Source organism: Paenibacillus sp. FSL F4-0100, from assembly GCF_037993005.1.
Classification (GTDB): domain Bacteria; phylum Bacillota; class Bacilli; order Paenibacillales; family Paenibacillaceae; genus Paenibacillus_AQ.
In genome coordinates this window covers 682,819-708,325 of sequence record NZ_CP150303.1, presented here as the reverse complement: position 1 = coordinate 708,325, position 25,507 = coordinate 682,819, and the positions used below count along the sequence as shown (strand labels likewise).

The 25,507-nt window shown below is 52.3% G+C and carries 22 protein-coding genes; 6 read left to right on the top strand and 16 right to left on the bottom strand.

The window, feature by feature from the left end; all coding sequences use genetic code 11:
• Window positions 1-117: 117 nt before the first annotated feature.
• Window positions 118-312, bottom strand: a complete 195-nt coding sequence (locus tag MHH48_RS03105; protein WP_076322317.1) for a hypothetical protein — start codon at window positions 310-312, stop codon at window positions 118-120.
• Between the two features lie 288 nt (window positions 313-600).
• Here MHH48_RS03105 and MHH48_RS03100 point away from each other — a divergent pair, with 288 nt between their 5' ends.
• The 4 genes from MHH48_RS03100 to MHH48_RS03085 all read left to right on the top strand — a co-directional run bounded on the left by MHH48_RS03100 (window position 601) and on the right by MHH48_RS03085 (window position 6,078).
• The gene (locus MHH48_RS03100; RefSeq protein ID WP_076322318.1) at window positions 601-3,063 is read left to right on the top strand and encodes a UvrD-helicase domain-containing protein; all 2,463 of its coding nucleotides are present in this window, start codon (window positions 601-603) and stop codon (window positions 3,061-3,063) included.
• 271 nt (window positions 3,064-3,334) lie between these two features.
• A complete protein-coding gene (locus tag MHH48_RS03095) occupies window positions 3,335-3,742 on the top strand; it encodes a VOC family protein (protein ID WP_076322319.1) in 408 nt (135 codons plus the stop codon).
• Window positions 3,743-3,989: 247 nt separating this feature from the next.
• Window positions 3,990-5,492 carry an MDR family MFS transporter gene (locus MHH48_RS03090; protein ID WP_076322320.1) on the top strand — a complete coding sequence of 501 codons (1,503 nt, stop codon included), beginning with the start codon at window positions 3,990-3,992 and terminating at the stop codon, window positions 5,490-5,492.
• A gap of 4 nt (window positions 5,493-5,496) precedes the next feature.
• Window positions 5,497-6,078, top strand: a complete 582-nt coding sequence (locus MHH48_RS03085) for a PadR family transcriptional regulator (RefSeq protein ID WP_076322321.1) — start codon at window positions 5,497-5,499, stop codon at window positions 6,076-6,078.
• Between the two features lie 96 nt (window positions 6,079-6,174).
• Here the strand turns inward: MHH48_RS03085 and MHH48_RS03080 are convergent, their stop codons facing one another.
• Window positions 6,175-7,005: an aldo/keto reductase gene (locus MHH48_RS03080; RefSeq protein WP_076322322.1), complete on the bottom strand. Its 831-nt coding sequence runs from the start codon at window positions 7,003-7,005 to the stop codon at window positions 6,175-6,177.
• A 207-nt stretch (window positions 7,006-7,212) separates the two neighbouring features.
• Between MHH48_RS03080 and MHH48_RS03075 the strand changes: the two genes are divergently transcribed.
• Window positions 7,213-7,404, top strand: coding sequence for a hypothetical protein (locus MHH48_RS03075; protein WP_076322323.1), 192 nt, complete (start codon window positions 7,213-7,215; stop codon window positions 7,402-7,404).
• A 103-nt stretch (window positions 7,405-7,507) separates the two neighbouring features.
• On the opposite strand, the gene MHH48_RS03070 is transcribed toward MHH48_RS03075, so the two are convergent.
• Together MHH48_RS03070 and MHH48_RS03065 are read right to left on the bottom strand one after the other, a co-directional pair.
• Window positions 7,508-7,879, bottom strand: coding sequence for a hypothetical protein (locus MHH48_RS03070; RefSeq protein ID WP_076322324.1), 372 nt, complete (start codon window positions 7,877-7,879; stop codon window positions 7,508-7,510).
• A gap of 101 nt (window positions 7,880-7,980) precedes the next feature.
• Window positions 7,981-8,565, bottom strand: coding sequence for a nitroreductase (locus MHH48_RS03065; RefSeq protein ID WP_076322325.1), 585 nt, complete (start codon window positions 8,563-8,565; stop codon window positions 7,981-7,983).
• 303 nt (window positions 8,566-8,868) lie between these two features.
• On the opposite strand from MHH48_RS03065, the gene MHH48_RS03060 reads away from it, so the two are divergent.
• Complete coding sequence (locus tag MHH48_RS03060; RefSeq protein WP_076322326.1) at window positions 8,869-10,869, top strand: S9 family peptidase; 2,001 nt, start codon at window positions 8,869-8,871, stop codon at window positions 10,867-10,869.
• Window positions 10,870-11,130: 261 nt separating this feature from the next.
• Here the strand turns inward: MHH48_RS03060 and MHH48_RS03055 are convergent, their stop codons facing one another.
• From MHH48_RS03055 to MHH48_RS03000, 12 genes are all read right to left on the bottom strand, one after another.
• Window positions 11,131-12,291 (bottom strand): amidohydrolase family protein, encoded by a 1,161-nt coding sequence (locus MHH48_RS03055; RefSeq protein ID WP_076322327.1) that lies wholly within the window; start codon window positions 12,289-12,291, stop codon window positions 11,131-11,133.
• 14 nt (window positions 12,292-12,305) lie between these two features.
• Window positions 12,306-13,043: a glucosamine-6-phosphate deaminase gene (locus tag MHH48_RS03050; protein WP_076322328.1), complete on the bottom strand. Its 738-nt coding sequence runs from the start codon at window positions 13,041-13,043 to the stop codon at window positions 12,306-12,308.
• A gap of 36 nt (window positions 13,044-13,079) precedes the next feature.
• On the bottom strand, window positions 13,080-14,354 hold the full coding sequence (locus tag MHH48_RS03045) for a Gfo/Idh/MocA family oxidoreductase (protein WP_076322329.1): 1,275 nt from the start codon (window positions 14,352-14,354) through the stop codon (window positions 13,080-13,082).
• The gene (locus tag MHH48_RS03040; protein WP_076322330.1) at window positions 14,347-16,545 is read right to left on the bottom strand and encodes an acetylxylan esterase; all 2,199 of its coding nucleotides are present in this window, start codon (window positions 16,543-16,545) and stop codon (window positions 14,347-14,349) included. Before MHH48_RS03040 ends, MHH48_RS03045 begins: the two co-directional genes overlap by 8 nt.
• Complete coding sequence (locus tag MHH48_RS03035; protein ID WP_076322331.1) at window positions 16,542-17,783, bottom strand: Gfo/Idh/MocA family oxidoreductase; 1,242 nt, start codon at window positions 17,781-17,783, stop codon at window positions 16,542-16,544. Before MHH48_RS03035 ends, MHH48_RS03040 begins: the two co-directional genes overlap by 4 nt.
• A gap of 16 nt (window positions 17,784-17,799) precedes the next feature.
• The gene (locus tag MHH48_RS03030; RefSeq protein ID WP_076322332.1) at window positions 17,800-18,630 is read right to left on the bottom strand and encodes a carbohydrate ABC transporter permease; all 831 of its coding nucleotides are present in this window, start codon (window positions 18,628-18,630) and stop codon (window positions 17,800-17,802) included.
• On the bottom strand, window positions 18,623-19,504 hold the full coding sequence (locus tag MHH48_RS03025) for a sugar ABC transporter permease (protein ID WP_076322333.1): 882 nt from the start codon (window positions 19,502-19,504) through the stop codon (window positions 18,623-18,625). The genes MHH48_RS03030 and MHH48_RS03025 overlap by 8 nt, the downstream gene beginning before the upstream one ends.
• Window positions 19,505-19,584: 80 nt before the next feature.
• A complete protein-coding gene (locus MHH48_RS03020; protein ID WP_076322334.1) occupies window positions 19,585-20,898 on the bottom strand; it encodes a sugar ABC transporter substrate-binding protein in 1,314 nt (437 codons plus the stop codon).
• Between the two features lie 332 nt (window positions 20,899-21,230).
• Window positions 21,231-22,271, bottom strand: coding sequence for a LacI family DNA-binding transcriptional regulator (locus MHH48_RS03015; protein WP_076322335.1), 1,041 nt, complete (start codon window positions 22,269-22,271; stop codon window positions 21,231-21,233).
• A 317-nt stretch (window positions 22,272-22,588) separates the two neighbouring features.
• Window positions 22,589-23,809, bottom strand: a complete 1,221-nt coding sequence (locus tag MHH48_RS03010; RefSeq protein WP_076322336.1) for an asparaginase — start codon at window positions 23,807-23,809, stop codon at window positions 22,589-22,591.
• Window positions 23,810-24,154: 345 nt separating this feature from the next.
• Entirely contained in the window at window positions 24,155-24,970 is an 816-nt protein-coding gene (locus MHH48_RS03005; RefSeq protein WP_076322337.1) for a hypothetical protein, read from the bottom strand.
• Window positions 24,960-25,502 carry a sigma-70 family RNA polymerase sigma factor gene (locus MHH48_RS03000; RefSeq protein ID WP_076322338.1) on the bottom strand — a complete coding sequence of 181 codons (543 nt, stop codon included), beginning with the start codon at window positions 25,500-25,502 and terminating at the stop codon, window positions 24,960-24,962. The genes MHH48_RS03005 and MHH48_RS03000 overlap by 11 nt, the downstream gene beginning before the upstream one ends.
• Window positions 25,503-25,507: the final 5 nt, after the last annotated feature.

Genomic DNA, 25,507 nt, shown 5'->3' with positions numbered 1-25,507 from the left:
CGTCGTGCACCACAGGAAGCCATGCTCACGATGTACAAAATCACATAAGGGCAACAGCTATCCCGGACTCCCCTATTTTGAGCCCGGGATTTTTGTTATTCATATAAATGATTCAGGTCATGAATGATCTGCGCTGTCAGCACTTGCCTCATGTGACCATAACTCCATTTGCCGCTTCCTCTCCCGCTCCTCCCGGATTCGGCGGCCCCTCTCCATCGCTTCAGCAATATAGTCTCGCGGCTTCAGCTTCCCGTTGATGTTCAGCAAGATCCCAATCATTATGAGCTGCAGAATAGCAATAACAACCAGCATAAGATTCCTCCTTGAACATGCTCGTCTCTTCTTTGCTCTTCTAAAAACAATCCTAAATGATATAACACTTTCCCCGGGTGTAAAGTTGGTTCGTATCCGCGGGTTGCGCTGACAGATGTGTCAGAGCAAATCAGTGCAATTCTGGCGTGTGCCTCTGAAATTCATATCATGCCTTCATAAGTACTCGCATCCCATGGTTCTTATCCATATCCTGCGCTTTGCCAGACCTCCGAGAATCCGGTAAACTGGTAGGACGATAATCGAAATACGAAATGATTGGTGAATTTCATGACATCCATACCCTTCTATAAACGCCCATACGGCGGAGAGCGTCAGGATATTCCGTTTGCCAAGCTGGCTTCCTTCGAGAACAGCCAGGACCTGATCAGCGATGACGCGCCGGATGCGGCTTTTTTTCGCGGCTTGGAATCCCGGGGACTGCTGCTGAACCGCGCCCAAATCCAAGCTGTACGACATACCCAAGGACCGCTGCTTACGCTTGCAGGCGCCGGCTCCGGGAAGACCTCCGTGCTGGTCAGCCGGACAGGCTACCTCATTGCGGCCAAGAAGGTTGATCCGTCTTCCATCCTGCTTGTCACCTTCTCATCCAAGGCGGCAGCCGAGATGAAAGAACGCATCATGGCGCTTCCCGGCTTACGGGCTAGCGAAACCGCCAAAGTAACGGCCAGAACCTTCCACTCCTTCTTCTTGTACTTGCTGCGAACCCGTGGCTACAAGCAGGAAATCCTGAGCAACTCCAGACATCAGCAATTTATTATGAAGCGCATTCTGCGGGAAATGGGCTTGCAGGATAGCTACGAAGCTGAGACGCTGCTATCGCTCTGGTCTGCCCATCGAATGAGTATGACCGGACTTGACGAGCTGCCTGTCAAAACACCTGCAGAAGTCGAGCAAAGGCAAATTTTTGCCCGTTATGAAGCGTGGAAGAAAGACCATGGCCAGATGGATTTTGATGATATTCTGGTCATGTCCCACCGTCTGCTGTCTCAAGATCCCGGTTTGCTGGCCTCCCTACAAAGGCGGTACCGTTATGTCATGGTCGACGAGTTCCAGGATACGGGACTGCTGCCTTATGAGCTGCTCAAAAAAATCGTCGCCCCGCACCGCAATTTAATGGTTGTGGGTGACGATGACCAGACCATTTACGGCTTCAACGGGGCACGCAACGAATTCATCCTGGAATTCGACCAGACGTTTCCCGGGGCTAAGGTCGTGACGCTCGATATCAATTACCGCTCTCTCTCCTCGATCGTCGGGCTGGGGAACGAAATTATCCGCGTCAATGAACGGCGCCGCCCCAAGCAGCTGCGTTCGACCCGCAAGAGCAGCAGCGTGCCGCTGTATCTTCGTCCAGGCGATCCAGACCAAGAAGCGGAGCAACTGCTGACCCATATTACCGAGCAGGTCCGGGAGCACGGAAAGCAGTACCGCGATCATGCGATTCTGTACCGGACCGCGAACAACAGCCGGGCTATCTTTGAACAGCTCGTGATGCGGGAGATTCCGTTCATTCATTACGAGAACGGAGATCTGTTCTACGAGCAGTGGATTGTCAAACCGCTTATGGACCATCTGCGGCTGTCGCTGGACCGACGCAATTTCACGGCCATGGAGGGCATGCTCCATACGCTGTACATGAACCGGGATAAAGGCATGGCTTTCATCCGGCAGCAGGATGCTCCGCGTCCCAAGAAAGGGCCTCTATCGCATCTTCTATCCTTTCCCGGCCTGAAGGATTTTCAGATCGAGAATATTAGAGATCGCACAAAGCTCATTAAGGGACTAAAGGCGATGGAGCCCCTTCAGGCGGTACAGGAAATGAGGCGCCAATTCTATGACAAGTTTCTGGAGGCAGACGAGCGCCAGGAAATCACCCTCCATAAGGAATTCATACAGGAAGGTCTGGATGAGTTGGAGGCTTCAGCGAAACGCTTTGGGGATATCGCTGAGTTCGTCGAATTTGTCGATCGGCTGATCATCATTCATAAGGAAATGGCGGCCATGAAACGGGACGAACATGCCGATGCTGTCCGCTTAATGACGATCCATAAATCCAAAGGACTGGAGTTTCCCTCGGTATGCCTGATCGGGGCAAGCGAGGGCATTCTGCCGCATACGTCCGCTTTGGACGCCGAGCGCAGGGACGATCAGCGTCCGCTATCGGACAAAGAGGATAAGGCGCTGGATGCGCTGGAAGAGGAGCGCAGATTGGCTTATGTCGCTATCACTAGGGCTCGGGATGAATTGATTGTCAGTTCGCCTGGCTTTTATCGGGGGCGAAAAGCGGAGGTTTCCCGCTTCTTCCGCGATGTGTTCGTTACGGACGAGCAGAGCAAGCAAGGCAACAGCATACCAAGCAAGGGCGGCGGGTCAACGCCGCGATCGACGTTTACGGCAAAGCGTACGGTCCGCATAGAGACCTCAACCTCAGCCAAGCGCTCATCCTTGCCTTCACCTGCTGGGCGGGCAACGGTAAGCACTGCCAGCCAGAGGAGCCAACGCATCGGTTCAGGATCAGGCTCCACTCCCAGCTTACAGCATCAGACTGCACCCGCTGCAACGGAGATCGTCGACGTGTGGCTGTGCACCAGCGCCAATTGCAAAGGCTGGCAGCGAGTCAACGCGAGAATCGCCGCTGGCGCTCGGGATCGGGAGAGCAAGGCCTGTCCTTTATGCCAGTCGCCCATGAAACAGGGGCGTAAAGAAGTTCCGGTGCATCAGAGGCGCTAGGGACGCCTAATTTCTGGAGTCACCGAAAACAATTACATTGATCATTTTGCAATCATTAATCCATGTGTTTGTAGGCTGCTATCCAATATACAAATAAGGACCGCCCCTTATCGTTCTTCACCGAACGTAACAGGTCGGTCCTTTTTCTCTCCATTGTTTTATTCCTCCGATTTTGCAAATATATATGGAAGCGTATACAGAATAAGCTACAATAGATTTATGAACTCGCCTGATCCTTAAGCGTTGATACATACCAAGGAGGAATGCTGTCATGATTAAAGGAATCGCCCATCTGGCGTTCGATGTCGCCGATATGGAGAAGTCTCTGCATTTTTACTGTGATATTCTTGGTTTCACCCGTGCTTTTGATATTCCTAACGATCAAGGTGAACCCTGGATCGAGTACATTAAGGTGCGTGACGGACAGTTTATCGAATTGTTTTACGGTGGGCAACAGAAACCGGAGCAAGTAGAACGGCCCGTCGGATTCTCCCATCTCTGCCTCGAGGTGGAACATATCGAGCGCATCGCGGAACATCTCCGCAATCAGGGCGTGAAACTCGACGTCCCGCCGGTCCAAGGAAAAGACTTCAACTGGCAGTGCTGGGCCAGGGACCCGGACGGCAATCGGATCGAATTTATGCAGTTGGATCCCAAATCGCCGCAGATGAACTGTTAAGTATTAACTGGAAGCAGCTAACAGCGTGTCTTGACGCGAAGGCATCCCAGCAGCCGATTCCCTATTATTGCAAGGTCATCCCGTAAGCTTTGGGTTGGCCTTGTTTTTTCTTGTCCAGAATGTAGAGACAGGCAGTGCCATTAAACATCTTGCCAACATCTGTTAATCCGGCTACAATATAACCACCGAATTATTCAAATTTGAATAATATGTACATAGTTGAATATGGAAAAGGAGTATTCTTAACATGAATGCACAACAAAGCAACATCAAATTGGTCGTGGCCGGTCTGCTGCTCGGCATCTTCATGGCCGCCATCGATAACACGATTGTAGCCACGGCTTTATCGACGATTATCCGCGATCTCCAGGGCTTTGACCAAGTCGTCTGGGTAACCTCGATCTACATGGTTGCCGTAATGGCCGGCACACCGATCTTCGGCAAGCTGTCCGATATGTACGGGCGGAAACGGTTCTTTATATTCGGATTGGTTGTCTTCTTGATCGGTTCCGCCCTCTGCGGGATGGCCAACAACATGACAGAGCTTATTATTTACCGGGCGATTCAAGGAATCGGCGGCGGTGCTCTAATGCCGATTGCGTTTACCATCGTGTTTGACCTGTTCCCGCCGGAGAAGCGCGGTAAAATGACGGGTTTGCTCGGTGCCGTATTCGGTACCTCCAGCATTATGGGACCGCTGCTGGGTGCTTTTATTACCGATAGCGTCGGCTGGGAATGGATATTCTATGTCAACGTTCCAATCGGGATCGTATCCTTTATTTTCATCATGACCTCCTATAAGGAGACTCGTTCCCATGCCAAGCAAAAGATTGACTGGACGGGAGCCGCAACGCTTGTAGGGGCAATCATCTGCCTGATGTTCGGTCTGGAACTGGGCGGGCAAACCTATGCATGGGACTCACCGCAAATTCTAGGCTTGTTCGGGGGATTCATTGCTCTGTTTATTGCGTTTCTGTTCGCAGAGACCCGGGCAGCCGAACCCATTATTTCGTTCCAAATGTTTCGTAAACGCCTGTTTGCTTCGAGCAATATCGTTGCCTTGTTCTATGGAGCAACCTTTATCGTGGCAACCATCTACATCCCGATCTTTGTTAGCGGCGTGTACGGTGGATCAGCAACCAATTCAGGCCTCATTCTGATGCCGATGATGCTCGGCAGCGTATTCGGCAGCCAAGGCGGCGGTATGCTGACGACCCGGACTTCGTTTAGAAACATCATGATTCTGTCCGTCTTGTGCTTTATCACAGGCATTTTCTGCCTGAGCACGATAAGCCCGGATACGCCGCGCTACCTGTTGACGATCTTCATGGTCCTGACCGGCTTTGGCGTCGGTTTCTCGTTCTCCACGCTCAGCATGGCCTCCATCCATAACTTTGATGCCAGACAGCGTGGCGCGGCAACATCGACGAACTCCTTCCTTCGCTCCTTCGGCATGACGGTGGGGATTACGATCTTCGGGATCATCCAGCGCAACGGCCTTAACAGCCGACTTGCTGAAGCCGGAGGAAACGCGCCGGCCGGTGCCGAGTTAAATGCGGATGCCGTTCTTTCACCTGAAGTGATGGGGCAGCTTCCGCCGAACGTGCGTGAACAGATTACGACTTCCTTGGCGGATTCCATTGCGAATACGTTCTTGTGGGCGCTTGTGCCGGCGGTACTGGCTCTCGTGTTCGTGCTCATGATGGGCAACGAGCGGGTGACCGTGCCTGCCAAGGCTAAGGGAGCCTAATGTCATGTCGATGAAGCTGGCCATCCTGGGCTTGCTGCTGGAAGGAGACCATCATCCATACGAGATCCGGATCAAGATGAAGGATCGTGGCATGGATCAGTATACGAAGCTTCAGATGGGCTCTCTCTATTACGCGGTAGACCGGCTTGCCGAGAACGGATATATCGAAGCAGTGGAAACCATACAGAGCGATAGCCGCCCAGACAAAACCATCTACCGGATCACGGATGCCGGACGCAAGCTTTTTGAGCAGCTGCTGCTCAAAAAATTCAGGGACATCGAGCCCGTGCATCACCCGCTCTATATTGCGCTGCCGTTCTCGCGACTCGCGGACCCGGCCGTTCTGGCCCCGATCCTGCAGTCCCGTATCCGGGAAGCAGAGCATCGGGTGAACCAGGCATATCAATTATACGTGGAACACCAACATATCGTCCCCCGCAGCGCCCAGCATCTGATGATCGGGATGTATGAACATGCCAAGACCGACCTGAACTGGCTGAAAAGATTGCACGAAGATCTAATACAGGGAAAGCTCGGTACGATTGGTGAACCTTTGTTTCCTGTGGATGGGCTCAAAGAACGATAACTGCAAGAGGAACTCCATCCTGATAAATAACGTAAAAAAAAGCGGGCACTTCCCTCATTCCGGGTTGTGCTCGCTCTTTTTATATCGAAGCAAAATTTAGAACAGGACTTCATCCGGATTGGAGCCAAAACGTTTGTTTTGGTTCAAGCCGTCAATGGCTGCCATATCCTCCGCCGAAAGCTCGAAATCGAAGATGCCCGCATTTTCGCGAATGCGATGCTCTTTAATCGATTTCGGAATGACGATGACACCGTTCTGAATATCCCAGCGCAGAATGACTTGCGCCGTGGTTTTTCCGTATTTCTCCGCGATCTGCGCGAGCACTGGTTGATCAAGATTGCCCTGCATCAACGGACTCCACGCCTCCAGGACGATATTATTCTCGCGTGCATACCCTAGCAGCTCCTTCTGGGAGAGCAGCGGATGCAATTCGACTTGGTCGACAACCGGTACGACACCCGTTTCCTCGATGATATGCTGCAGGTGGCGGATCTGGAAGTTACTGACCCCGATGGAACGCACGAGTCCTTCCTTTTGCAGATGAATCAATGCTTTCCACGTATCGAGGTATTTATCTTTTCCCGGCCAGTGCACGAGATACAAATCAACGATATCCAGCCCGAGCTTCTTGCGGCTCGTCTCAAAAGCTTGCAGCGTCTTCTCATACCCCTGGTCATCATTCCACACCTTGGTGGTGATGAACAGCTCGTCCCGCGAAACTCCGGATTCGCGAATGGCTTGCCCTACGCCCTCTTCATTGCCGTAGATGGCAGCTGTATCGATGCTGCGGTACCCTGCAGCGATTGCTGATTTTACGGACTGAATAACCTCTTCGCCTTCTTTGGTCTTCCATACGCCAAGGCCCAGCCACGGCATTTTTACGCCGTCATTCAAAGTAGGTCCATCGGTAAAAGTTTGATTGGCCATTCTGAAATCCCTCCTGTTGATGTAATGCAGCGGTTGTAAAGTCGCTTTCTCCAGTATATCAAAATCCCAGTATCCCGCTCAACGTTACACCACTTGCCAGGTGTATTCATTTTTTAACTACATTTAACCGGGGTTTAAACTTCGTCCATTACAATGGAATGTATCTTATACGCCATTAGCAGCTAAAACAGGAGGATTCACGAACCCATGGAAACCGCTACGCTCATCGTTGCGATCACTGCACTCGCGCTCATGCTCATTCTATTCATCGGAAATATAATCAACAACGGACTCTCCGCCGTCTTCAACTTGAACATCCGTGCCAAAAAGTACGCCGTGGTGCTGTTAATCATTTACGCGGTGTCGATCAGCGGCTTTGCCCTTCTCACCCAGTGGTGATCTGTCTCAAATAGAAAAAGGGCCGTCCCTGTCAGAGGTATGTCGCCTCCGGGTTCAGCCCTTCATTCCTATCACGCCATATACAAAAGCATGCGCAGCGAGTCTAGTACCTGCGTCTAAAAATACCGAAGCTCAGCAGTCCGCATGACACCAAGAACAAATACGGCCCTGCCGCCGCCCCTCTTATTGTCTGGCCGAAGAAATCTACGGTTTTGGATGACACGTACGTCATCGTCAAAAATATAGCGACCAGCGCAAAAATGTAGGCAATCAGCTTGTTCATCTTCTTCTCGCGGATCACTTTCAAAAATGGATAAATGAAACATACGATGAAAAACACGCCGCCCTGCAAAAAACCATTCTCTGCAGCCACGCCGATATCCAGCCATTTAAAAAAGAAAGAGGCCAGCGCTAAACAGGTGGCTATAAAAATAAACTTGCTCCCCAGATCCCACTGCTTGAACCGAAATTTCATCCCCGTACACTCCCCTAGTGTCAATCGCCCGGATGCCGTAACACCCTATAGACAAACTTAGGGTTCATTATACCGGATTTTTGCGGTGGAGGGTAGATCAACTACAGGTCTGCAGCACTATTCAGCCATACCGTTTTGTTCGCTGCCGGTTGACGTTTCCCCTGCTTAGGTTCCATATCCGGATATCCGATGTATAGGAAACCCAGCATTTTATCTTCAGGCTTCAATCCGAACGCTTGATTCATCAGCGAATGGAAACACGGCTCGCCCGTTCTCCACACTGCACCCAAGCCAAGCTCATGAATTTGCAGGAGCATATTTTGAATAGCGGCAAACACCGCTCCGTACTCTTCAAGTTCAATCACCTTGGGGTCCGTGGACGGTTCGACCGCCACACCGATAACAACCGGAGCCCGGTACGCCTTCGTACGTCCTGACTCGCGTGCTGCAATTACAGCCTCTTCACTTGTATCATCACCACCTGCCGCCTGAATGTCACCAAGTGCGTTGCCGAGCACGTCGCGGCCCTCCCCTTGCATGACAAAGAATTTCCACGGCTCCGTGAGCTTATGGTTCGGCGCCCAGGTTCCCGCTTCTACGATTTGTTCAATCCATTCCTGCGGTACAGCGTCAGGCTTGACCTTGCCAAGGCTGCGGCGCGTGCGGATAGCTTCACTTACGTTCATATCTTATTTCCTCCTGAGCTATATATAGTTGGTTTTATTTTACATACTCCTAATTGAGAGCCTGTCTCAATTATAACAAAAAGCACACCGTATCGCTTCTAAATTGACCAGTTGAAAATTAATGAGCTGTTTTCAGTTCTAGAGCTTCATTTTACAATCTAGAATTATTGTAATTCCCCCTCTGTTTTACTAGCATTTGGTACGAAACGTTCACATTTCCCCTTTCACTTTTCATCTAGATTTCCATGCCATTATCTGGGATAATGATGTTTAACTCACACAAGAAGATTAGGAGGATGATTCATGACTGATAAGCGACTCATAACGCCAGAGGATTTGTACCGGATGCACTGGGTGAATGACCCTGTCGTATCTCCAACTAGTGGAGCCATAGCCTATGTACATAAATCCGTCAGCGAAAAGTACGACGGTTACCGTTCCCATATCCGCCTGCTTCCTGCAGAAGGAGACCAGGATGTTCCCTTCACGTCCGGCGAGGCGGATGCAGCACCCGCTTGGTCCCCTGACGGGTCGGAGCTTGCTTTCTTGCGCAAAAAGGGCGATAAGCCGCAGGTATGGATCATGCCTGCCAACGGCGGGGAAGCAAGGCCGGTTACCGACATGAAGCACGGTGTCAGCACTTTTAAATGGTCCCCGGATAGCGCACGCCTACTTGTTAGAAGCGAGGCGGAAGCAGCCGAATCTACGGAAAGCGAAGAATCAGACAAAGACGACAAAAACAAGCTCCCTGAGGAAAAAATCATTAATCGCATTAAATATAAAGCCGATGGCGCAGGATTGTGGAATGAACGTCGACATCATCTATACCTCGTAAATCCGGCAACGGAAGAATGCAAGCAAATTACAGAAGGAGATTTTGATATACATGCCTTCGCCTGGTCACCGGACGGCACCCGCATCGCATACAGCACCTGCCTTGCCACGGAGCAATTCCCGGATCCGGATTTTCGTTTGACAGGCGATGTGTTTGTCATGGACCTCGATAGCGGATCCGTAACCGAATTGACGGATGGAACCCTCTCGATCGGTTCCATTGCATTCACCCCGGACGGGCAGTATATGCTCATGCTTGCCAGCGACCTCAGCTGCGGTTTTGCCACCCTGACCAAAATCCACCTGGTTCCGCTATCGGGCGGAAAATCCCGCGTGCTCTTCACGGACATGGATATTCAGCTGGGGCACGCCGCGGTCAGCGACATGAGAGCCGGAGCCGGAACGCCTCCGCTGTTCAGTAAGGACGGCCAATCCGTATACATCCAGCTCAGCCAGGATGGCAGTGTTCATATTGGACGTTTTGCTCTGGACGGTTCATCCTATGAGCTGGTCGTATCGGGCGAACGAGAGGTGTACCAATTCGCTCTGACACCGGAGGAGAACGTGGTGTTCGCCGCTGCCGACCCGCTGCAGCCTGGCGATCTGTTCAGCTTCTCTATCGCTAAGAACGAGGAGAAGCGTCTGACAAACTGCAACGAGGAGCTGTGGAACGAGCTTACGTTAAGCACGCCGGAGTCCTTTACGTTCCGGACGTCGGACGGCTGGCCGATTCAAGGGTGGATCATGAAGCCTGCCGGCTTCACGGAAGGCACCAAGGTCCCAGCCGTGCTTGAGATTCACGGCGGTCCGCAAGCCATGTACGGACATACGTTCATGCATGAGTTCCAGCTGCTTGCTGCAGCCGGCTATGCGGTATTCTACACCAACCCTCGGGGTGGCCACGGGTACGGTCAGGTACACGTCAATACCGTTAGAGGAGATTACGGCGGACGAGATTACCAGGATCTGATGGAAGCCGTGGATTATGTTGTGAATACCTACACTTATATCGACGCTTCCCGTCTTGGCGTGACCGGCGGCAGCTACGGCGGCTTCATGACCAACTGGATCGTCGGTCATACCGACCGGTTCCAGGCAGCGGTAACCCAGCGCTCGATATCGAACTGGATCTCCTTCTACGGCGTCAGCGATATCGGCTACACCTTTACGCAGGATCAGATCTGGGGCAATCCGTGGGACGATCTGGAGAAGCTGTGGAAGCATTCCCCGCTCGCTTACGTGAAGGACGTCCATACGCCGCTTCTCATCCTTCACGGAGAACAGGATCTCCGCTGCCCGATCGAACAGGGAGAACAGCTGTTTATCGCTTTGAAGCGACTCGGCCGGGAAACTCAGTTCATCCGTTTCCCGGGTGCGGATCACAACTTGTCCCGAAGCGGCCATCCGCATCTGCGGGTGAAGCGCTTGAGTCATATCGTCCGTTGGTTTGTGGAGCATATCGAAAAATAAAACAAAAGAAAAACCATCCCTGTGCGAGCTAACGCAATGATCACTCGCATAAGGATGGTTTTTTGTATTGGTTCCGCCAGACGATGGCCAAAGAGAGTTGTAGTCTGCTGGAGGGCAGCAGATTTGCTGCCCAAAGTCCCATAAAAGGACTTTCTCGATCGGTGAGCGTGACTCTTTGCACTTCTCCAAGTCCCCTGCAAGAATCAGGACGTGTTGTTCGCGGACGCTGTTCATTTTCCCGCAGCCTCCTACACCCTCATATCAAATAGGACCGTACACCGTCTCGCCTGCCACAACTGTCTCCCGGACAGCCATACCCGATCCGTCTGAATCGCAGTCGAACAGCGTCAAGTTCGCCGGATTCCCGATCGTAAGCCCGCCCAATTGCGGCATAGCCAGTACCACAGCCGGGCGGATGGTGACCGCGCTTACCGCTTCCGCCAGCGTCATATCCGTATAGCGGATCGCATTCGCAATGCCAACGTCCAGCGAAGAAGCGGATCCGGCCAGTATCGCCGGATTCTCTACCGTATACAGGCGCCCGTCTGCCGTCAGCTCGACCACGCCTCCGATGAGGCTGCTGTACCGTCCGGGAGCCATGCCACCGAACATGACGGCATCGCTGACAAGCAGCGATTTGTCCCGTTTCGCCCGCAGCATCGCTTTCAGCACAGGGGGCGCCAGATGGTGGCCGTCCGGTATAAAGGTTGCCCATAACCGGTCGTCCGCCAACTGATGCCAGATATAGTTGGGGTGGCGCGGCAGAACGGTCTGTGAACCGTTCCCCAGATGAGTTGATACCGTCGCTCCTGCCTGCACCGCCCGATCGATCTGCTCCCCTGTAGCCATCGTATGCCCGATCGCCACAACCACGCCCGCCTTGACTAACTTCTCTATAAAAGGAACCGAGCCTTCGCGCTCCGGCGCGAGCGTCACCATCCGGATAAGCCCGCCAGCCGCATCCTGGAGCCGCTGAAACTCATCCCAATCCGGATTCCGGATATACTCCCTCGGATGCGCCCCTCGACTGCCGTCTTCACCGGATAGATATGGACCTTCCATATGAATGCCGGCAATAGAGGCACTTCCGAACTCCCCGGACTGGACATACCGGGACAACCCGCTAAATGCTTGACGCATCCGGTCATAACTGCCCGTGATGACCGTCGGCAAGTATGCGGCAACCCCTCGCCGATGCAGCGCACGCGTCACGCCTTCAATATCGCTCTGCGACGTCACGGTCCCATTCAAGTCGTATCCCCCGAAGCCGTTGACCTGCACATCGATCCAGCCGCTGCTGATCCAAGGTAACGCCGTCTTATCGTTCTGTCCCAACCGGCGTATAGCCGCGATCCGTCCGTCTAACGCCGCCTCTACCTCAACCGATTCGCCGGTATGCGGGAGCTTTCCACGCCACAACATAGGCGTCCCCCTAACTACGCCCATTGATAAATCGGCGCTGCCGATGCTTTATCCAGATACAGCATCCAGCTGGGATGCGTCTTCAGGATGGTAGCTGGCACCCGGTTGTCCACCGCGCCTTGAATGGTATTCTGAATGGCAGCCGCTTTGGCCTGATGAGGCACGACCGAGACGATATGGCGGCTCTTCAAAATCTGTTGGACTGTCATCGTTATCGCTTGCTTCGGCACTTCCCCATTCGATGCAAACCAGCCTTCCCTTACCTGCTGGCTCTTGCACGTATCGCTCAGGTTCACGATGGTATAAGGCGACTCATTATCAAAATCGGCCGGCGGATCATTAAAGGCAATATGCGCATTTTCCCCAATGCCGATCAGGGCCAGATCCACAGGAGCCTTGGCAATCTCTTCATTCAACCGCTTCACCGTTTCCTCAGGATCTCCTTCCCCGTCAATGAGCCATGCCTGGCCGACGTTCGCATATTTCAGAAAACGCTCCTTCAAATACTTACGGAAGCTCGCGGGGTGAGATTCCGGCAACGCGATATATTCATCCAAATGGAACATCTCGATCTTATCCCATTCCATATTCAGCTTCACGAATTGCGACAAAAACTCAAACTGCGACGCGCCCGTTGACAGGACGATGCGCGCTTTTCCTTTTTCCGCGATCGTGTCGCGGAGAATCGCCTCGCAAGCGCGGGCTGCCTCCAAACCTGCTTGATCCGCATGTTCCAATATGTTCAATTGCATAATGATAATTCCTCCTTGTTGTACAGCGTTGTAAATTTAAGCCAGAACGTCGCTATTCATAAATTCCTCCAGCCTAACCATGCGCTTCTCTACGCGGGAACGCTCGGCGGCAAAGGCCATCAGATGACTCTGTATCGACGCTTGGGCAGAAGTTGAGCTGTTATGCTGCCCCTGGGATCTGACCGACTTCACAAAATCCTCAATTAAGCGCATATCCCCGCCTCCATGTCCTACATGTCCTTCCGGATCGACGAGTTGGATCATTTCCTGCTTGCCGCTGCCAAAGCGGCGGATCTCGATCTCGTTGGTTTCCATCGTGGCCCGAATCTCGCCCTCAGTCCCCATAAGCTTGATGGTACGGTTGCATTTCTCCGTGAACGCGCTCATCGTGAACACCGCCGTAATGTCATGCTCGAATTCCATGCTGACGACTTGGTGATCCACGACATCGTTATCGCAATGGTACACGCACCGGCCAAAAGGACCCTCCAGCATCGCTTGGTAACGCGCTTCGTAACTCGGATCGTTGCTCGCGGCCTCGCCCTTCCAACCCGCATTCTCGATCAGATACGTATTCGGCGCATAGTACTGGCATTCATGGGATACAGGGCATCCATCCAGGCAGCGCTTCGGCGCGCCGGGCGGAGCCGATTCCGGACGAAAATGCGACAGGTGGCCATAGGAGGCAACGCTCAGGCATTGTCCTCCCGCCAGCCATTGCATAATGTCGAGGTCGTGACAGGATTTGGCCAGAATCATCGGGCTGGATGACTCGCTGTTATTGAAATATCCCCGCACGTACGAGTGCGCCTGGTGCCAATAGCCGACGTTCTCATTGTGCTGGATCGACATCAGACGACCGATCCGTCCTTCATCAATCAAACGTTTAAGTTCTTGGAAAAAAGGCGCATAACGGAGAACATGGCAAATCGTTAACGTACGGTTGAAGGCTTCCGCCTGCCGACCCATATCGATGCATTCCTGCCACTCCGGCGACATCGGCTTTTCCAGCAGCACATGGTACCCAGCTGCCAGCGCCTTCATCGTCGGCTCATAATGGTCCCGATCCCTCGTGCAGATGAAGACCGCATCCGATTGACGGGGGGCTGCAAACAGCTCATCCCAGCTCGTAAAGCATTGCTCATCCGCTATCCCGAACTTCGCTTGGCAGCGGCTTCGCCGCACCTCATCCGGATCGGCAACGGCAACAATCTGCATCTCCTCCGGTCGCTGGAGCGCATAACCGCTGTAAATCATGCCGCGAAGGCCGGCTCCGACCAGCGTGACCGTTAGTGGTTTTGGTTTACTCATGTCCTTCCACATCCTTTCCCTCTAGTTGCCCGCGATATTCTACCCGTGGTTCGTTCAGCTCGGAGGGATCAAGCATCTTGAACATGCCGGGAAACACGACGCTCATCGCTTCCTCCTCCTCAAGCTGCCGCGCCCTGACCAGATCGGCTGCGCTGCTCACAGGATGAATGGCCGTAACCGTGCCGATTCTTCGGTCAACCTCCGCGGCAAGCTGTACATACAGCCCTTCCCGACCCACCGTATAGAACGGGATCGCTCCCGCCTGCCACTCATCAAAGTGGGAGATAGCCTCCATGCACCGGATGACATCGTACGTACGCAGCGCAGCCAAACTGTCCCCGAGCCAGATCAAATCATCGGCAAGCTTATGCAGCACGCCAAAATAGGAATGCGCAGGTTTTTCGTATATCGGATAAGGCTCATGCGGACCGACTCCGGACGTATTCAGCACCAGTACGGCGCGGCCGGATTGACAGGCCTCCTGAATCCAGGCCCAGTGATCCTTCAATCGGCGAGTCCCTCCCCGCCAAACCGCAATGGTCAGCGGCTGCTTTCGTTCGGTTATAACCCCGGCCAGTCGGAATACATAACCGCTGTTCATGATGCCTTCCTGTGACCACCACAGGCGATAATCGGCCTCAAGGCCCTCCACTGCGCCCAGACGAATAATGCGCGGGTTCAATTCGCAAGGCTTGCGGGAGGCGTAGATTCTCTCCAGTAGCCACTGCCTTGCTTGATCCTGTCTTTGCTGCGTCGGCAGCAGCGACCGGTCTGCGGCCAGTTGGTCGCAGCGATCGGCATTGAAGTCCCGGATCGACCTTGCATCAGCCTTATCCCGGTACAGCTGACCGCTGGGGCTGCACCACAGTTGTTCCGGCGGAAGCGCCTCTATCTTCACTGCATGACTGGCGGCAACCTTCACCTCAAGATGCCGGACGAAAAAAGCCGCCGCCGCCGTGGCCAGCCGGTCCGTATAGCGGTGCGTCGAGGCGTCGGTCACAAGCTGCAGGTCATCGCGTTGACCCAGCAGCTCCCAGAAGCGTCTTCCTCGCTCCACGGTACGCCGCGTGCCTTCAATCGGGAAGAAGTCGTACTCCGCCGCCAGCACGATCAGCGGCTTCGGCGCAAAAGCGATAAGCAGATCCTCATGGTCGTAACCCAGCCCGGACAGACCCGGCCATACCTGCTCGGCATCCTGCACGCCGCCGGCATGCATGTACAGCTGCCGGTTCATGATGAATGTGGCGGGAGCCGCCGCCGCAATGCGTTCATCGCAAACCATCATCATGGCCGTCTGCGTTCCGCCGCCGGAGTTCCCCGTTACGCCGATCCGGGCCGGATCAACATCGGGCCGTTCGCATAAGTAATCGACGGCACGCATGGCATCGTGAACGAAATAGCGGGCTACGCTGTCGCCGAGCATATGACACTGAACGCCGTATTGCTGATGCTCCTTCGTTCCCCATATGACGCTTCCTTCCCGATCTTCGAAATCATGAAGGCTAAGGCGCTCGCCCTGCCCGATCGGATCGATTGCCAACACAATCAAGCCGGCCCGAACGAAGTGCTGGATCACGCGCTGATAATAGGCATCATGCTTCGCCCCCAGCTCGTGTCCGCTCAGAAACAGGACGGCCGCGGAACGTTCTTCCCGGTGATCGGGCAGGTACAGATTCGAAGTGACATAATACCCCGGACTGGACTCGAATATGACCTTCTCTACCTGAAAGCCGTCTCCACTAACGACACCCGCCGTATGTGCATTAAGCGGAGGCTGATGTTTGGCTTGCGCTCCATCATCACCTGTTTCTCCCGCTGCGCGCCCGGAACGGAGCCTGACGAGCGACGCGCCCTCTGAAGTCCCTTCTGCCTTTTTACTGATTCGTCCTGCCGCCTTGTTCGTGTATACATTCGGCAAAGAAACGCCAGGCTGTATCCTCTCCACGAATGACGTCCCTTCTTCCCTTTCCAGGTTGGCAAACGCATCAGGAAGCCCGCCGATGGACCTCAGGAAAGCCCCCCTGATCTCCTCCTGCCGCTTTCTCGCCGCTTCGGGTGTGACGATGGCATCCCGAATAACATCCCCGGCTGCAAATGCGGCATCGGAACGTTCAAACACATGCACCTTCAACTGATCCCTCGTGTCGTATAATGTGCAGATATACTGCTCCAGTTCCTGAACGCTGTTCATCTCGGTGAACTCCCGTTGACAAACTTCGGCGAAACGTCCGGAAGTTTCATCGCCCGGCCTTCGGCAATGGAACGATTGGCTGTAGCACCAATCAGAAGGGATTCGGCGCCTACCGAGCTATCGGCTTGTTGACCTAGAGGATCTTCGATTCCGCCTTCGAACAGCGCCTTGCGCAGCTTCGCATCCCCGCCGCCATGACCGGCGGCCGATGTATTGACCTCGACCACCTCTTCCGTGCCATCGGTTCTGAAGATATGAATCCTGCTCGCTTCCCCTTGCTTCATATCCGCGTTGCTGTATATATTCGAGACCTCGATCCGGCCTTTGCTGCCGTTGATCGCAGCGCGCCATCCCTCATAAGGGCTATAGGCGACGAGGGAATAGGTCAGCATCGCATTATTGTCATACCGGACATTGACCGACATCGTGTCATAAATGTCGATCCGGCTGTCAAACAGGCACCGGTCCCGGAAATATCCGTCCGCTTCTTCAGCCTGGCGATAGTATTTTTCAAGAAACGGATCCTTTTCGATATCCATATAGAAATCGCACTCGTCTTTCCGATGGCAAGTAAGGCATCGTTCTCCATGATCCTGCCGATCGTCCCCATACACCCGTCTCGTTCCAAAGGCATGGACCTCCACAGGACGGCTGTTCATCCACCAGTTCATGATGTCGAAGTGATGCGTGGACTTGTGAACCAGCAGTCCGCCGCTGTTCTTCATCTCGGCATGCCATCTACGGAAATAATCCGCGCCATGCCGGCGGTCCAGAAACCACTCCAGATCAATATGGTAGACATCCCCGATGACCTCTTGCAGCAGCAATTCCTTCACGGTCGCAAAATAAGGCGCAAACCGGAGGTTGAACGTAACCGTCACCCTCTTACCGCTATCCTGCTCCGCTTGCAAAATTTCACGGCATTTATCTTCATCAATCGTCATCGGCTTCTCGCTAATGACATCACAGCCGGCTCTCAAGGCTTGCACGATATAGGTATGGTGCGTGTAATCCGTGCTCGCCACAATGACAACATCCGGCTTCACAGCCGCAAGCATGCCGCGGAAATCATCATATACGGGAACTCCCCCGCATTCCTCGCTAAGAAAGCGCGCCCGCACCGGATTGGCATCATACACGCCTTCAAAGGCAACGTTCCCCTTCCAATCGGTTACCATCGGTTTAGCAAACATATACAGCGCTCTTGACCCAGCGCCGACCAGTACGTACTTCTTCATGTCGTAAGTTCCTCCTTCAGCCCTTCATCCCTGTCGAAGCGATACCCTGAACAAATTGCTTCTGCGCGAACAGATAGACGATGACGACTGGAAGCGTCGTAATGACGGCCCCTGCCATCAGCAGCGCTTGGTTGACGTTCTCCGATTTCAGGTAGAGCAAGCCGAGCGGCAATGTATATAATTCCTTGTCTTGCAGGTAAATCAGCGGTCCCAGCGTGTTGTTCCACGCCCCCATGAAAGTGAATACCCCTAGCGCCGCCAGCGCCGGCTTGCACAGCGGCAAATAAATTCTGAAGAATATGCCCGGCGGGCTGCAGCCATCAATCGTAGCCGATTCATACAGCTCTTTAGGCAAAGATTTGATAAACTGATGCATCAGGAAAATACCGAACGCCCCGCCCAGAAAGCTGGGCACGATCAAAGGGTAATACGAATTCAATGCGCCAAATTCCTTCCAGATGAAATAGGTCGGGATCATGGTCACTTGAGACGGAATCATTAAGGTTGCCAGCATGATCATATAGATGAGCCCCCGCAGCCGGAAGGTGAACATCGCAAGTCCAAAAGCCACAAACGCGCAGGAGATCAAGGATCCAACCATCTCGATCGAGACGATGAAAAAACTGTTCAGGGTGTATCGACCGAAGTCGACTTTATTCCATATCGTCACATAGTTATCCCAATTCATCGGATTCGGGATTAACTGCGGCGGCATCTGCGAAATGGCGCCTACCGTTTTCAGCGATGTGGACAGCATCCATATGAATGGGAACACCATGAATACCGCACCGACAATCAGTAGCAGGTACATGAGCACCTTAAGTAAGGGGTGAGTAGTCTTAGTCATAATGCACCCACTTCTTCTCAAAATACTTCTGGAACAAGGTGAAGCCTAGAATAATGACAAACAGCAGCCAGGCCGTTGCGGATGCCGGTCCCATTTTGAAGAGCAGGAACGCATCCCGGTACACTAGCAGGTTCGGAACCATGTTCCGTTCCGGAATTCCCGTGGTGATGGAACCGAACAGGCCGAGGAACACATCAAATGCCTGAAACGCCGAGATGGTGGACAGAATCATAACGAGATATACCATCGGCGTTACCATCGGGAACACCACCTTCGTCAACTGCTTCCAGCCGTTGGCGCCGTCGATTTGCGAGGCTTCCAGCACCTCTTTCGGAACATTTTGCATCCCGGCCAGGATCATGATCATGGATTGACCAACGCCCTTCCATACCTGAACAATCGCGATGCTGGAGACGACCATCAGCCAATTGCTGCTATCTATCCATTTCACAGGATCGAGGCCGATGGATTCCAACACCCAGTTGATGACGCCGTATTGGTAGTTGAACATCCACACCCAGACCACGCCGCCGGCGATCCACGGAGTAACGACAGGCAGGAAATAGAACAAGCGGAACAACCCCTTGGCCCGAATGGCCTGATTCAGCATAAAGGCGATCACAAACGCCATGATCGTCTGAATCGGCACGAAGATGAGTGCAAACATAAAGACATTTCGGATGGATACCCAGAATTCATGTTTGTTCAATACGCGCACCCAGTTATCCAGCCCGATCCAGCGCGGTGCGTTAAACAAGTCCCACTCCGTGAAGGAAATATATGTGGAGAATACAATCGGAAATAAGAGGAATACCACGACATTAATGACAAACGGCAATGTGAATATATAGCCCCAGTACCCTTGTTTCTGCATGACACACCTACCTTTCGATAGCGGGAAGAGAGGTGCAGCCCGATACGTCGTCAAGACTGCACCGCTCTTATCCCATGAAGCTATTTACTGGAGTCCAGTACGTTCTGAACTTTGGTATGAATATCTTTCACGCCGTCTTCAACCGAGACATTGCCTACCATGATTTCATTGACCACCTGCTGCACCAGAATGCGCCATTCGCTCCAAGTAGCATTTTCATCCAGGGTAACGCCGCCTTCGTTAATGCCGTCCGTGAAAGCCTCTTTGTTCAGCGGTTTGGTTGTGCTGTCCTTCAATTGATCCAGTGCCGACTTCTTCACGGGAAGCGTGGATCCCGTCTTAACGATCATGTCCTGCACTTCATCGCCGAGGTAATATTTCAGGAACTCCCAGGCGGCATCCTTCGATTCCTGCTTCGCTCTGGAGGAGACCAGCCACGTGTTGGCTACCATCGGAACATAACGTTTGCCGTCAACGCCTTTCGGAATTTTGACAACATCCCAGTTCGTATCGGCAAAACTCTCGTTCATATTCACCTGCAAGCTGTATTGGAGGAAGTACATCGCAGCCTTGCCGCTTGCGAATACTTCGAGCTCGCCGCCGTTCGCTTTTAGAAAGTCGATATCCGCAAAATATCCCTGGTCCAGCCCATCATACAGCTGCTGTAAACCGACCGCAGTCTTGGGATCGTCAAACCGCGATTTCGTCAGGGTATCGTCCAGGGCAGAGCCGCCTGCCTGCTTGATCCAAGGGAACCAGCCATTGGTTATGGAAAAGGATCCGATAAATCCGAATTGGCTCGTTTTGTCTCCTTCTTTGATCGTCAGCTTCTTGGAGGCCTCAATCAGGTCGTCATAGGTCCAATCGTCGGTCGGCACTGGCACGCCGGCTTTCTCAAAAACATCCTGGTTATACGCGAGTGCAATCGGGTTAATACCGTGAGGTACACCCCAGATCTTGCCTTCAGGCGTTTTGGCCGAGAACAAGCCATCGATGTATTCGTCTGCCTTCAAATCAGCTTCAATGTAAGAGGATAAATCCTCTGCTACACCGCGCTGTCCGTAGCTAAGTATGGTGGCGTTCTCTTGGAACCAGACGTCCGGCATGGTGTTGCCTGCAATCTGCGTGGCGATCTTGGACGTAAAGTCCCCCCATGGCGCTTCTTGAATTTCAACGTTGATGTGGGGATGGGAAGCAATAAAGCCATCGATAATTTCCTTACTCGTCACCTCATAACTGCCGGGAAGCCCAATCTTGAGCGTCACTTTGTCTTTGCTGCCTCCCGGTTCGCCCGGCGGAGTTTCCCCGTCGGTTGACCCTCCGGATGAGGAGCATGCCGTGAAAATCATCATAAACGCCAGCATCAGGGTGAATACCTTTACCTTTTTTGACATTGAAAACCCTCCTTTTTTGTTTAAAAAACAGGATTGCGTGTTTTCTGCTCCAACTCATACCAAAAGGCATTATTTTTATAGTAATCGATTTCTGTAACGAGTATAGCATGGAAGCCCTTTCTTGAATAGAGTTTTCTATTCTCCTTCGATGTTTTTTTATTATAAAAGTCTGAATTCAAGCGTTATATAAGGTATTCCGAGGTTTAATAGGCATTGTTTTCCACTTGTTGAATCAAGAGAAGGATAGGCAAAAAGTTAGTAATCGATATCTTTTATTATGAAAACAAATAAAGCCCGAGCAGTGATGCCCGGGCTTTATGCCATCCTTGTATTCACTTGTTTTCCCGGATATCCCGGACCGATTTTCTCTCCAGCAATTTAGGCTGCAGCATAACATCAAACATCGGACTATCGTCGCCCTGCATCATATCCAGCAGCATTTTGCAGGCCATCTTCCCCATCTCGTAATCGGGCTGCTTAATCGTTGTAAGCGGCGGATGAATCATCTGCCCCACATCAATGCCGTCAAAGCCCATAACTGAAATCTGCTCCGGCACTTGGATATCACGCTGTGACAATTCGTTGATCACCCCAAAGGCCATCATGTCGTTGCATGCAAAAATCGCCGTCGGCTGCGGCGAAGAATGCTCCAGCAATTTCTGCGTGAGCTGCTTGCCCGTATCGAATTCGGTAATCGCATTATACACTTCTTCGGTCGGCGACTCGACCACCAGCGGCTTGAGACCCACGTCCTTCATCGCCGACATATAACCCTGATGGATGCTTCGGCGACTTGGGCGATCCAGCTTGGAAGTAACGTAACCGATCCGTTCATGCCCCTTCTCCTGCAGATGCTTGGTTGCGATGTAACCGGCTTTGTGATAGTCGAACTCAATCTGGTTAATGTTATCCTCGTCGATCTTCTGATCGATGGCGATGACGTTCAGTCCAAGCTTCATCAACTGAGTCAACTGGCTCTTATCCTTGGAGATCGAGGAGATGATCAGGCCTTTGACCTGTTTCTCCATGATCGTCCTTAAATATTCATCTTCCAGCGCCGGGTCTTGCAGGGAATTGCATACGATAACCGTAAAACTATTCTGCCGAGCCACCTCTTCGATCCCGAATATGACGGAGGAATAGAATGGATTCACAATAGAAGGTATGATGACTCCGATTGTATTGCTGCTGTTCTTCTTCAGCTGTTTGCCGAGCATATTCGGAATATAATTGGACTCCTTCGCGATTTGCCGGATGCGCTCTTTAAGCTCCTTGCTGACAGGATAACTGCTGTTGCTTAACACGCGCGAAACCGTCGCCGAAGAAACATTTGCCATCTTCGCTATATCATGTATCGTGGTCGGCTTCTTCATAGGATCCCTCACTTATAGTAATCGTTTACTATTGTAAAGTATACAAATAGCTGACATAGAAAGCAATAAATCGACGAAAATATCCTCAACGCTCACGCCCCTGTTACCATCCGGTTGATGCAGAACTCCTCGGCTATAATCCGATTGGCAGGAATGTTATTTTCAGCCGCTGAATCTGACAGCCGCAAATAGCCATTTGTCTCTTCGTGCTTGCGAACAAAAAAAGACCGCCAGGTTATCCCTGGCGGCAAATATATTGGTGGAAGGAATTTCATGGTTCAGTAGGAATAAGGAGTAGCCAAATAGAGTAACTAAGATTACACTTCAGGTGTTCCGTAGGTTGCGAACCAACCCTTAATGGTATTGAAATCATCCGTAAAGGACAAGGAGAGCAGCAGCAGAACGCGGGCTTGTTGAGGGCTAAGGTTGTCACCTGAAATGATACCCTCTCCGCCGCCGTATACGCTGCCGGAGCCTGTACGGGTCGTTGTTACGAAAACCACCCCCTTCTCGATAGCATCCTTGCGGGCCGCGCTCATCTCTTTCGAGATGCCGCCTGCACCAGTGCCGGAAGTGACGATGCCTTTGGCTCCGTCTGCCACAAAGCCTTTAATCGCACCGCCGCCGGCTTCCTGATAGGAGATCGCAATTTCGACCTTCGCCAGATCCCCTTTCGAGATTTTGCTCAGGTCAAACACCGGTTTGCCTTGACCTTTCCCCCTCATTGCACGGAGGGGAGCCCGGTAGATACGGATATTCTCGTCATCGATATATCCGACCGCGCCCAGCATAGGCGTTTCGAACGTGTCGGTACGGTAGTCATTGGTCTTGGTTACGCCGCGTGCCAGATGAATCGTATCATTCAGCATCAGCACCGTGCCGAAGGAATCCGTACGGCCGCTTCCGGCAAGCTTGATCGCGTTGTACAGGTTCGCTTGGGCATCGGAACCAATCACCGTCCAAGGTCTCATGGAACCCGTGATAACGACGGGTTTGTCGCTTTGCACCGTCAGATCGAGGAAGTACGCGATCTCTTCCATCGTATCCGTCCCCGTCGTCACAACGACGCTATCGTATACCTTCAACGCTTTGTCGACGGTCCGGGAAAGATCGTATAAATCCGCCATGGTATAAGCGCTTGACCCGGAGTTGCCGAACTGGAGCGTGCTGATATCCGCAATCTTGTCCGTATTCGGAAGCTCGCCCACCATATTTTCAATCTTCAGCGTACCCGCCCGATAAGATTGAAAACTGGTGGCATCCGTCGATTGGCCTGCCAAAGTCCCGCCTGTCGCAATGACCAGCACGTTCGGCTTGGTCGATTGCTTAGAAGCTTCCGATAGTGGAGGTACCGTCGTATTCCTTCCCGGCGTTGCAGGAGTCTGTACGGGTGCAGCCGTACTAACCGTTCCTTTCACTTCCGTCACTGTGGCAGCATGTGCCGCATAGGTTCCAAGAGGAGATAAAGAAATAACAAAAGCGGTGAATGCAGCGGTACTCCAGACCGCTAAAGGACGTTTTGACTTTGGTTTCATTATGGCACTCTCCTTTTATGTAATAATACATAACATTAAAATATGTGTTCGTTAGAGTTATTCTATTTAATGTTATTTAATATAACAAATCGAACATGCAATAGGAAAAGCGTTTCCAATTAAAGATATCCATCATTATCATTTGATTTATGGGCATTTTCAATAAATTAAAAATAATATATCCCAGAATTAGGGAGTGCTCAATATATTCATTAGACCTTGATAATGTTATGTAACATTACATATTGTTATCTGCTAGCACTTCTAACCGATCTTTAATCACTTAAAAAGGATAGCCTCTCATCATTCGATTGGACTATCCTTGTTTATATCATAAACTGAAGCTATCTACTTACTGTCAGACTCTGCATTTGTATTGGTCGTAATATGGAATTCCTTCATCATGTTATGAAAACGCGCACCGAAGCCTTCGGAAGCCTCCAGGAAATACTGCTGCTTCACGACAAAGCTGCCGCCCTGCCCGTTATCAAATACGTAATACCGTATAACCGGATCATCCCACTCTTTGCCGCCGGTTCCGCCAACGGCACGCACTTCCCAGCCTTGAATCGGTTCATCCACCGAATTCGACTCGACCTTCGGATACTCTTGCAGCTCCGCCTGGATCCGATCCGCGGCGGTCTTTGGATCGATGCCCTCCTGCGAAATTTCCATGAACACTTCCGGATAGCGATCATCCGTCGGCTTCTCCTTCAATTCAATGCGGTCCACGCCCGATTCATGAACCATTTTAAACCGGCTCTCATCAATGTAAATGACGTAATCCGCACCCTCATGCAGCTGATCTACGCTTGTTTCCGGCGTGCCCTCAAGCTCCTGCTCGACCGTTTTCTGGGGAGCAAACCATTCCTTCACCTGATCAATAAACGCCTGAACCGGTGCCGTCTGGAAGCTGACGGTCAGCACAATAGCTGCCGCAGCAGCGGTTCCCGCAATCCATCCTGCCGCTCTTCGTCCCGAACGGCGGCGCCCTTTCGATTCCCGCGGTGCGAAGGGAGTCTCCGATTTCGCAGGCCGCTGGGCTTGCTCGCTATGAATCCGCTCTTTAATCGCTATCCAAATCTCGTCTTTATGTCGCAGCGCATCATTCGTACCCTTTTTCAGACCGTCTGTAATCTCTAGATCCAATGGATCACGTCCCATGCTGATTCCCTCCCCTATTCTTCAGTATCCATTCCTTCAGCTTCTTTCGAGCTTTGAACAATCTGGACTTCACTGTGTTGACGTTCAGCTCCATCATGTACGCGATATCCTTCTCGGTAACATCATTCAAATATTTCAAAATGACGGGAATCCGGTGCTGGTCATCCAGCCGCTGCACCAGCTCATATACCTCGCCGTGCCGGTCAAAATCGTAGGTGTCGTTCTCCGAGGGAAGATCCCTCTCCTCCGAAATCTCGGAAGGCACCACCCTCGCATGTTTCTTCAAATACCGGTTGCACTCGTTATAGAGAATCCGGTTGAACCATGGATCAAAGGGCCTGCTCAAATCATAGGACTCCAGATTACGGTAAACCCGGATAAACGTTTCCTGGACCACATCGGCGGCGCTTGCCGGACTCCCGGTGATTGCGGTTGCCGTTCGAATCGCCCGATCCGCATATAACCGATACAGTTGTTCAAACAGTTCGTCGCTGTATTCCATCTTTAATCGTTGTATAAGGTCGTTTACCACACCGT

Bases quoted from the DNA above. Each gene is read 5' to 3' on its own strand.
- MHH48_RS03105 (WP_076322317.1), bottom strand. From the start codon at position 312: ATGCTGGTTGTTATTGCTATTCTGCAGCTCATAATGATTGGGATCTTG.
- MHH48_RS03100 (WP_076322318.1), top strand. From the start codon at position 601: ATGACATCCATACCCTTCTATAAACGCCCATACGGCGGAGAGCGTCAG.
- MHH48_RS03095 (WP_076322319.1), top strand. From the start codon at position 3,335: ATGATTAAAGGAATCGCCCATCTGGCGTTCGATGTCGCCGATATGGAG.
- MHH48_RS03090 (WP_076322320.1), top strand. From the start codon at position 3,990: ATGAATGCACAACAAAGCAACATCAAATTGGTCGTGGCCGGTCTGCTG.
- MHH48_RS03085 (WP_076322321.1), top strand. From the start codon at position 5,497: ATGTCGATGAAGCTGGCCATCCTGGGCTTGCTGCTGGAAGGAGACCAT.
- MHH48_RS03080 (WP_076322322.1), bottom strand. From the start codon at position 7,005: ATGGCCAATCAAACTTTTACCGATGGACCTACTTTGAATGACGGCGTA.
- MHH48_RS03075 (WP_076322323.1), top strand. From the start codon at position 7,213: ATGGAAACCGCTACGCTCATCGTTGCGATCACTGCACTCGCGCTCATG.
- MHH48_RS03070 (WP_076322324.1), bottom strand. From the start codon at position 7,879: ATGAAATTTCGGTTCAAGCAGTGGGATCTGGGGAGCAAGTTTATTTTT.
- MHH48_RS03065 (WP_076322325.1), bottom strand. From the start codon at position 8,565: ATGAACGTAAGTGAAGCTATCCGCACGCGCCGCAGCCTTGGCAAGGTC.
- MHH48_RS03060 (WP_076322326.1), top strand. From the start codon at position 8,869: ATGACTGATAAGCGACTCATAACGCCAGAGGATTTGTACCGGATGCAC.
- MHH48_RS03055 (WP_076322327.1), bottom strand. From the start codon at position 12,291: ATGTTGTGGCGTGGAAAGCTCCCGCATACCGGCGAATCGGTTGAGGTA.
- MHH48_RS03050 (WP_076322328.1), bottom strand. From the start codon at position 13,043: ATGCAATTGAACATATTGGAACATGCGGATCAAGCAGGTTTGGAGGCA.
- MHH48_RS03045 (WP_076322329.1), bottom strand. From the start codon at position 14,354: ATGAGTAAACCAAAACCACTAACGGTCACGCTGGTCGGAGCCGGCCTT.
- MHH48_RS03040 (WP_076322330.1), bottom strand. From the start codon at position 16,545: ATGAACAGCGTTCAGGAACTGGAGCAGTATATCTGCACATTATACGAC.
- MHH48_RS03035 (WP_076322331.1), bottom strand. From the start codon at position 17,783: ATGAAGAAGTACGTACTGGTCGGCGCTGGGTCAAGAGCGCTGTATATG.
- MHH48_RS03030 (WP_076322332.1), bottom strand. From the start codon at position 18,630: ATGACTAAGACTACTCACCCCTTACTTAAGGTGCTCATGTACCTGCTA.
- MHH48_RS03025 (WP_076322333.1), bottom strand. From the start codon at position 19,504: ATGCAGAAACAAGGGTACTGGGGCTATATATTCACATTGCCGTTTGTC.
- MHH48_RS03020 (WP_076322334.1), bottom strand. From the start codon at position 20,898: ATGTCAAAAAAGGTAAAGGTATTCACCCTGATGCTGGCGTTTATGATG.
- MHH48_RS03015 (WP_076322335.1), bottom strand. From the start codon at position 22,271: ATGAAGAAGCCGACCACGATACATGATATAGCGAAGATGGCAAATGTT.
- MHH48_RS03005 (WP_076322337.1), bottom strand. From the start codon at position 24,970: ATGGGACGTGATCCATTGGATCTAGAGATTACAGACGGTCTGAAAAAG.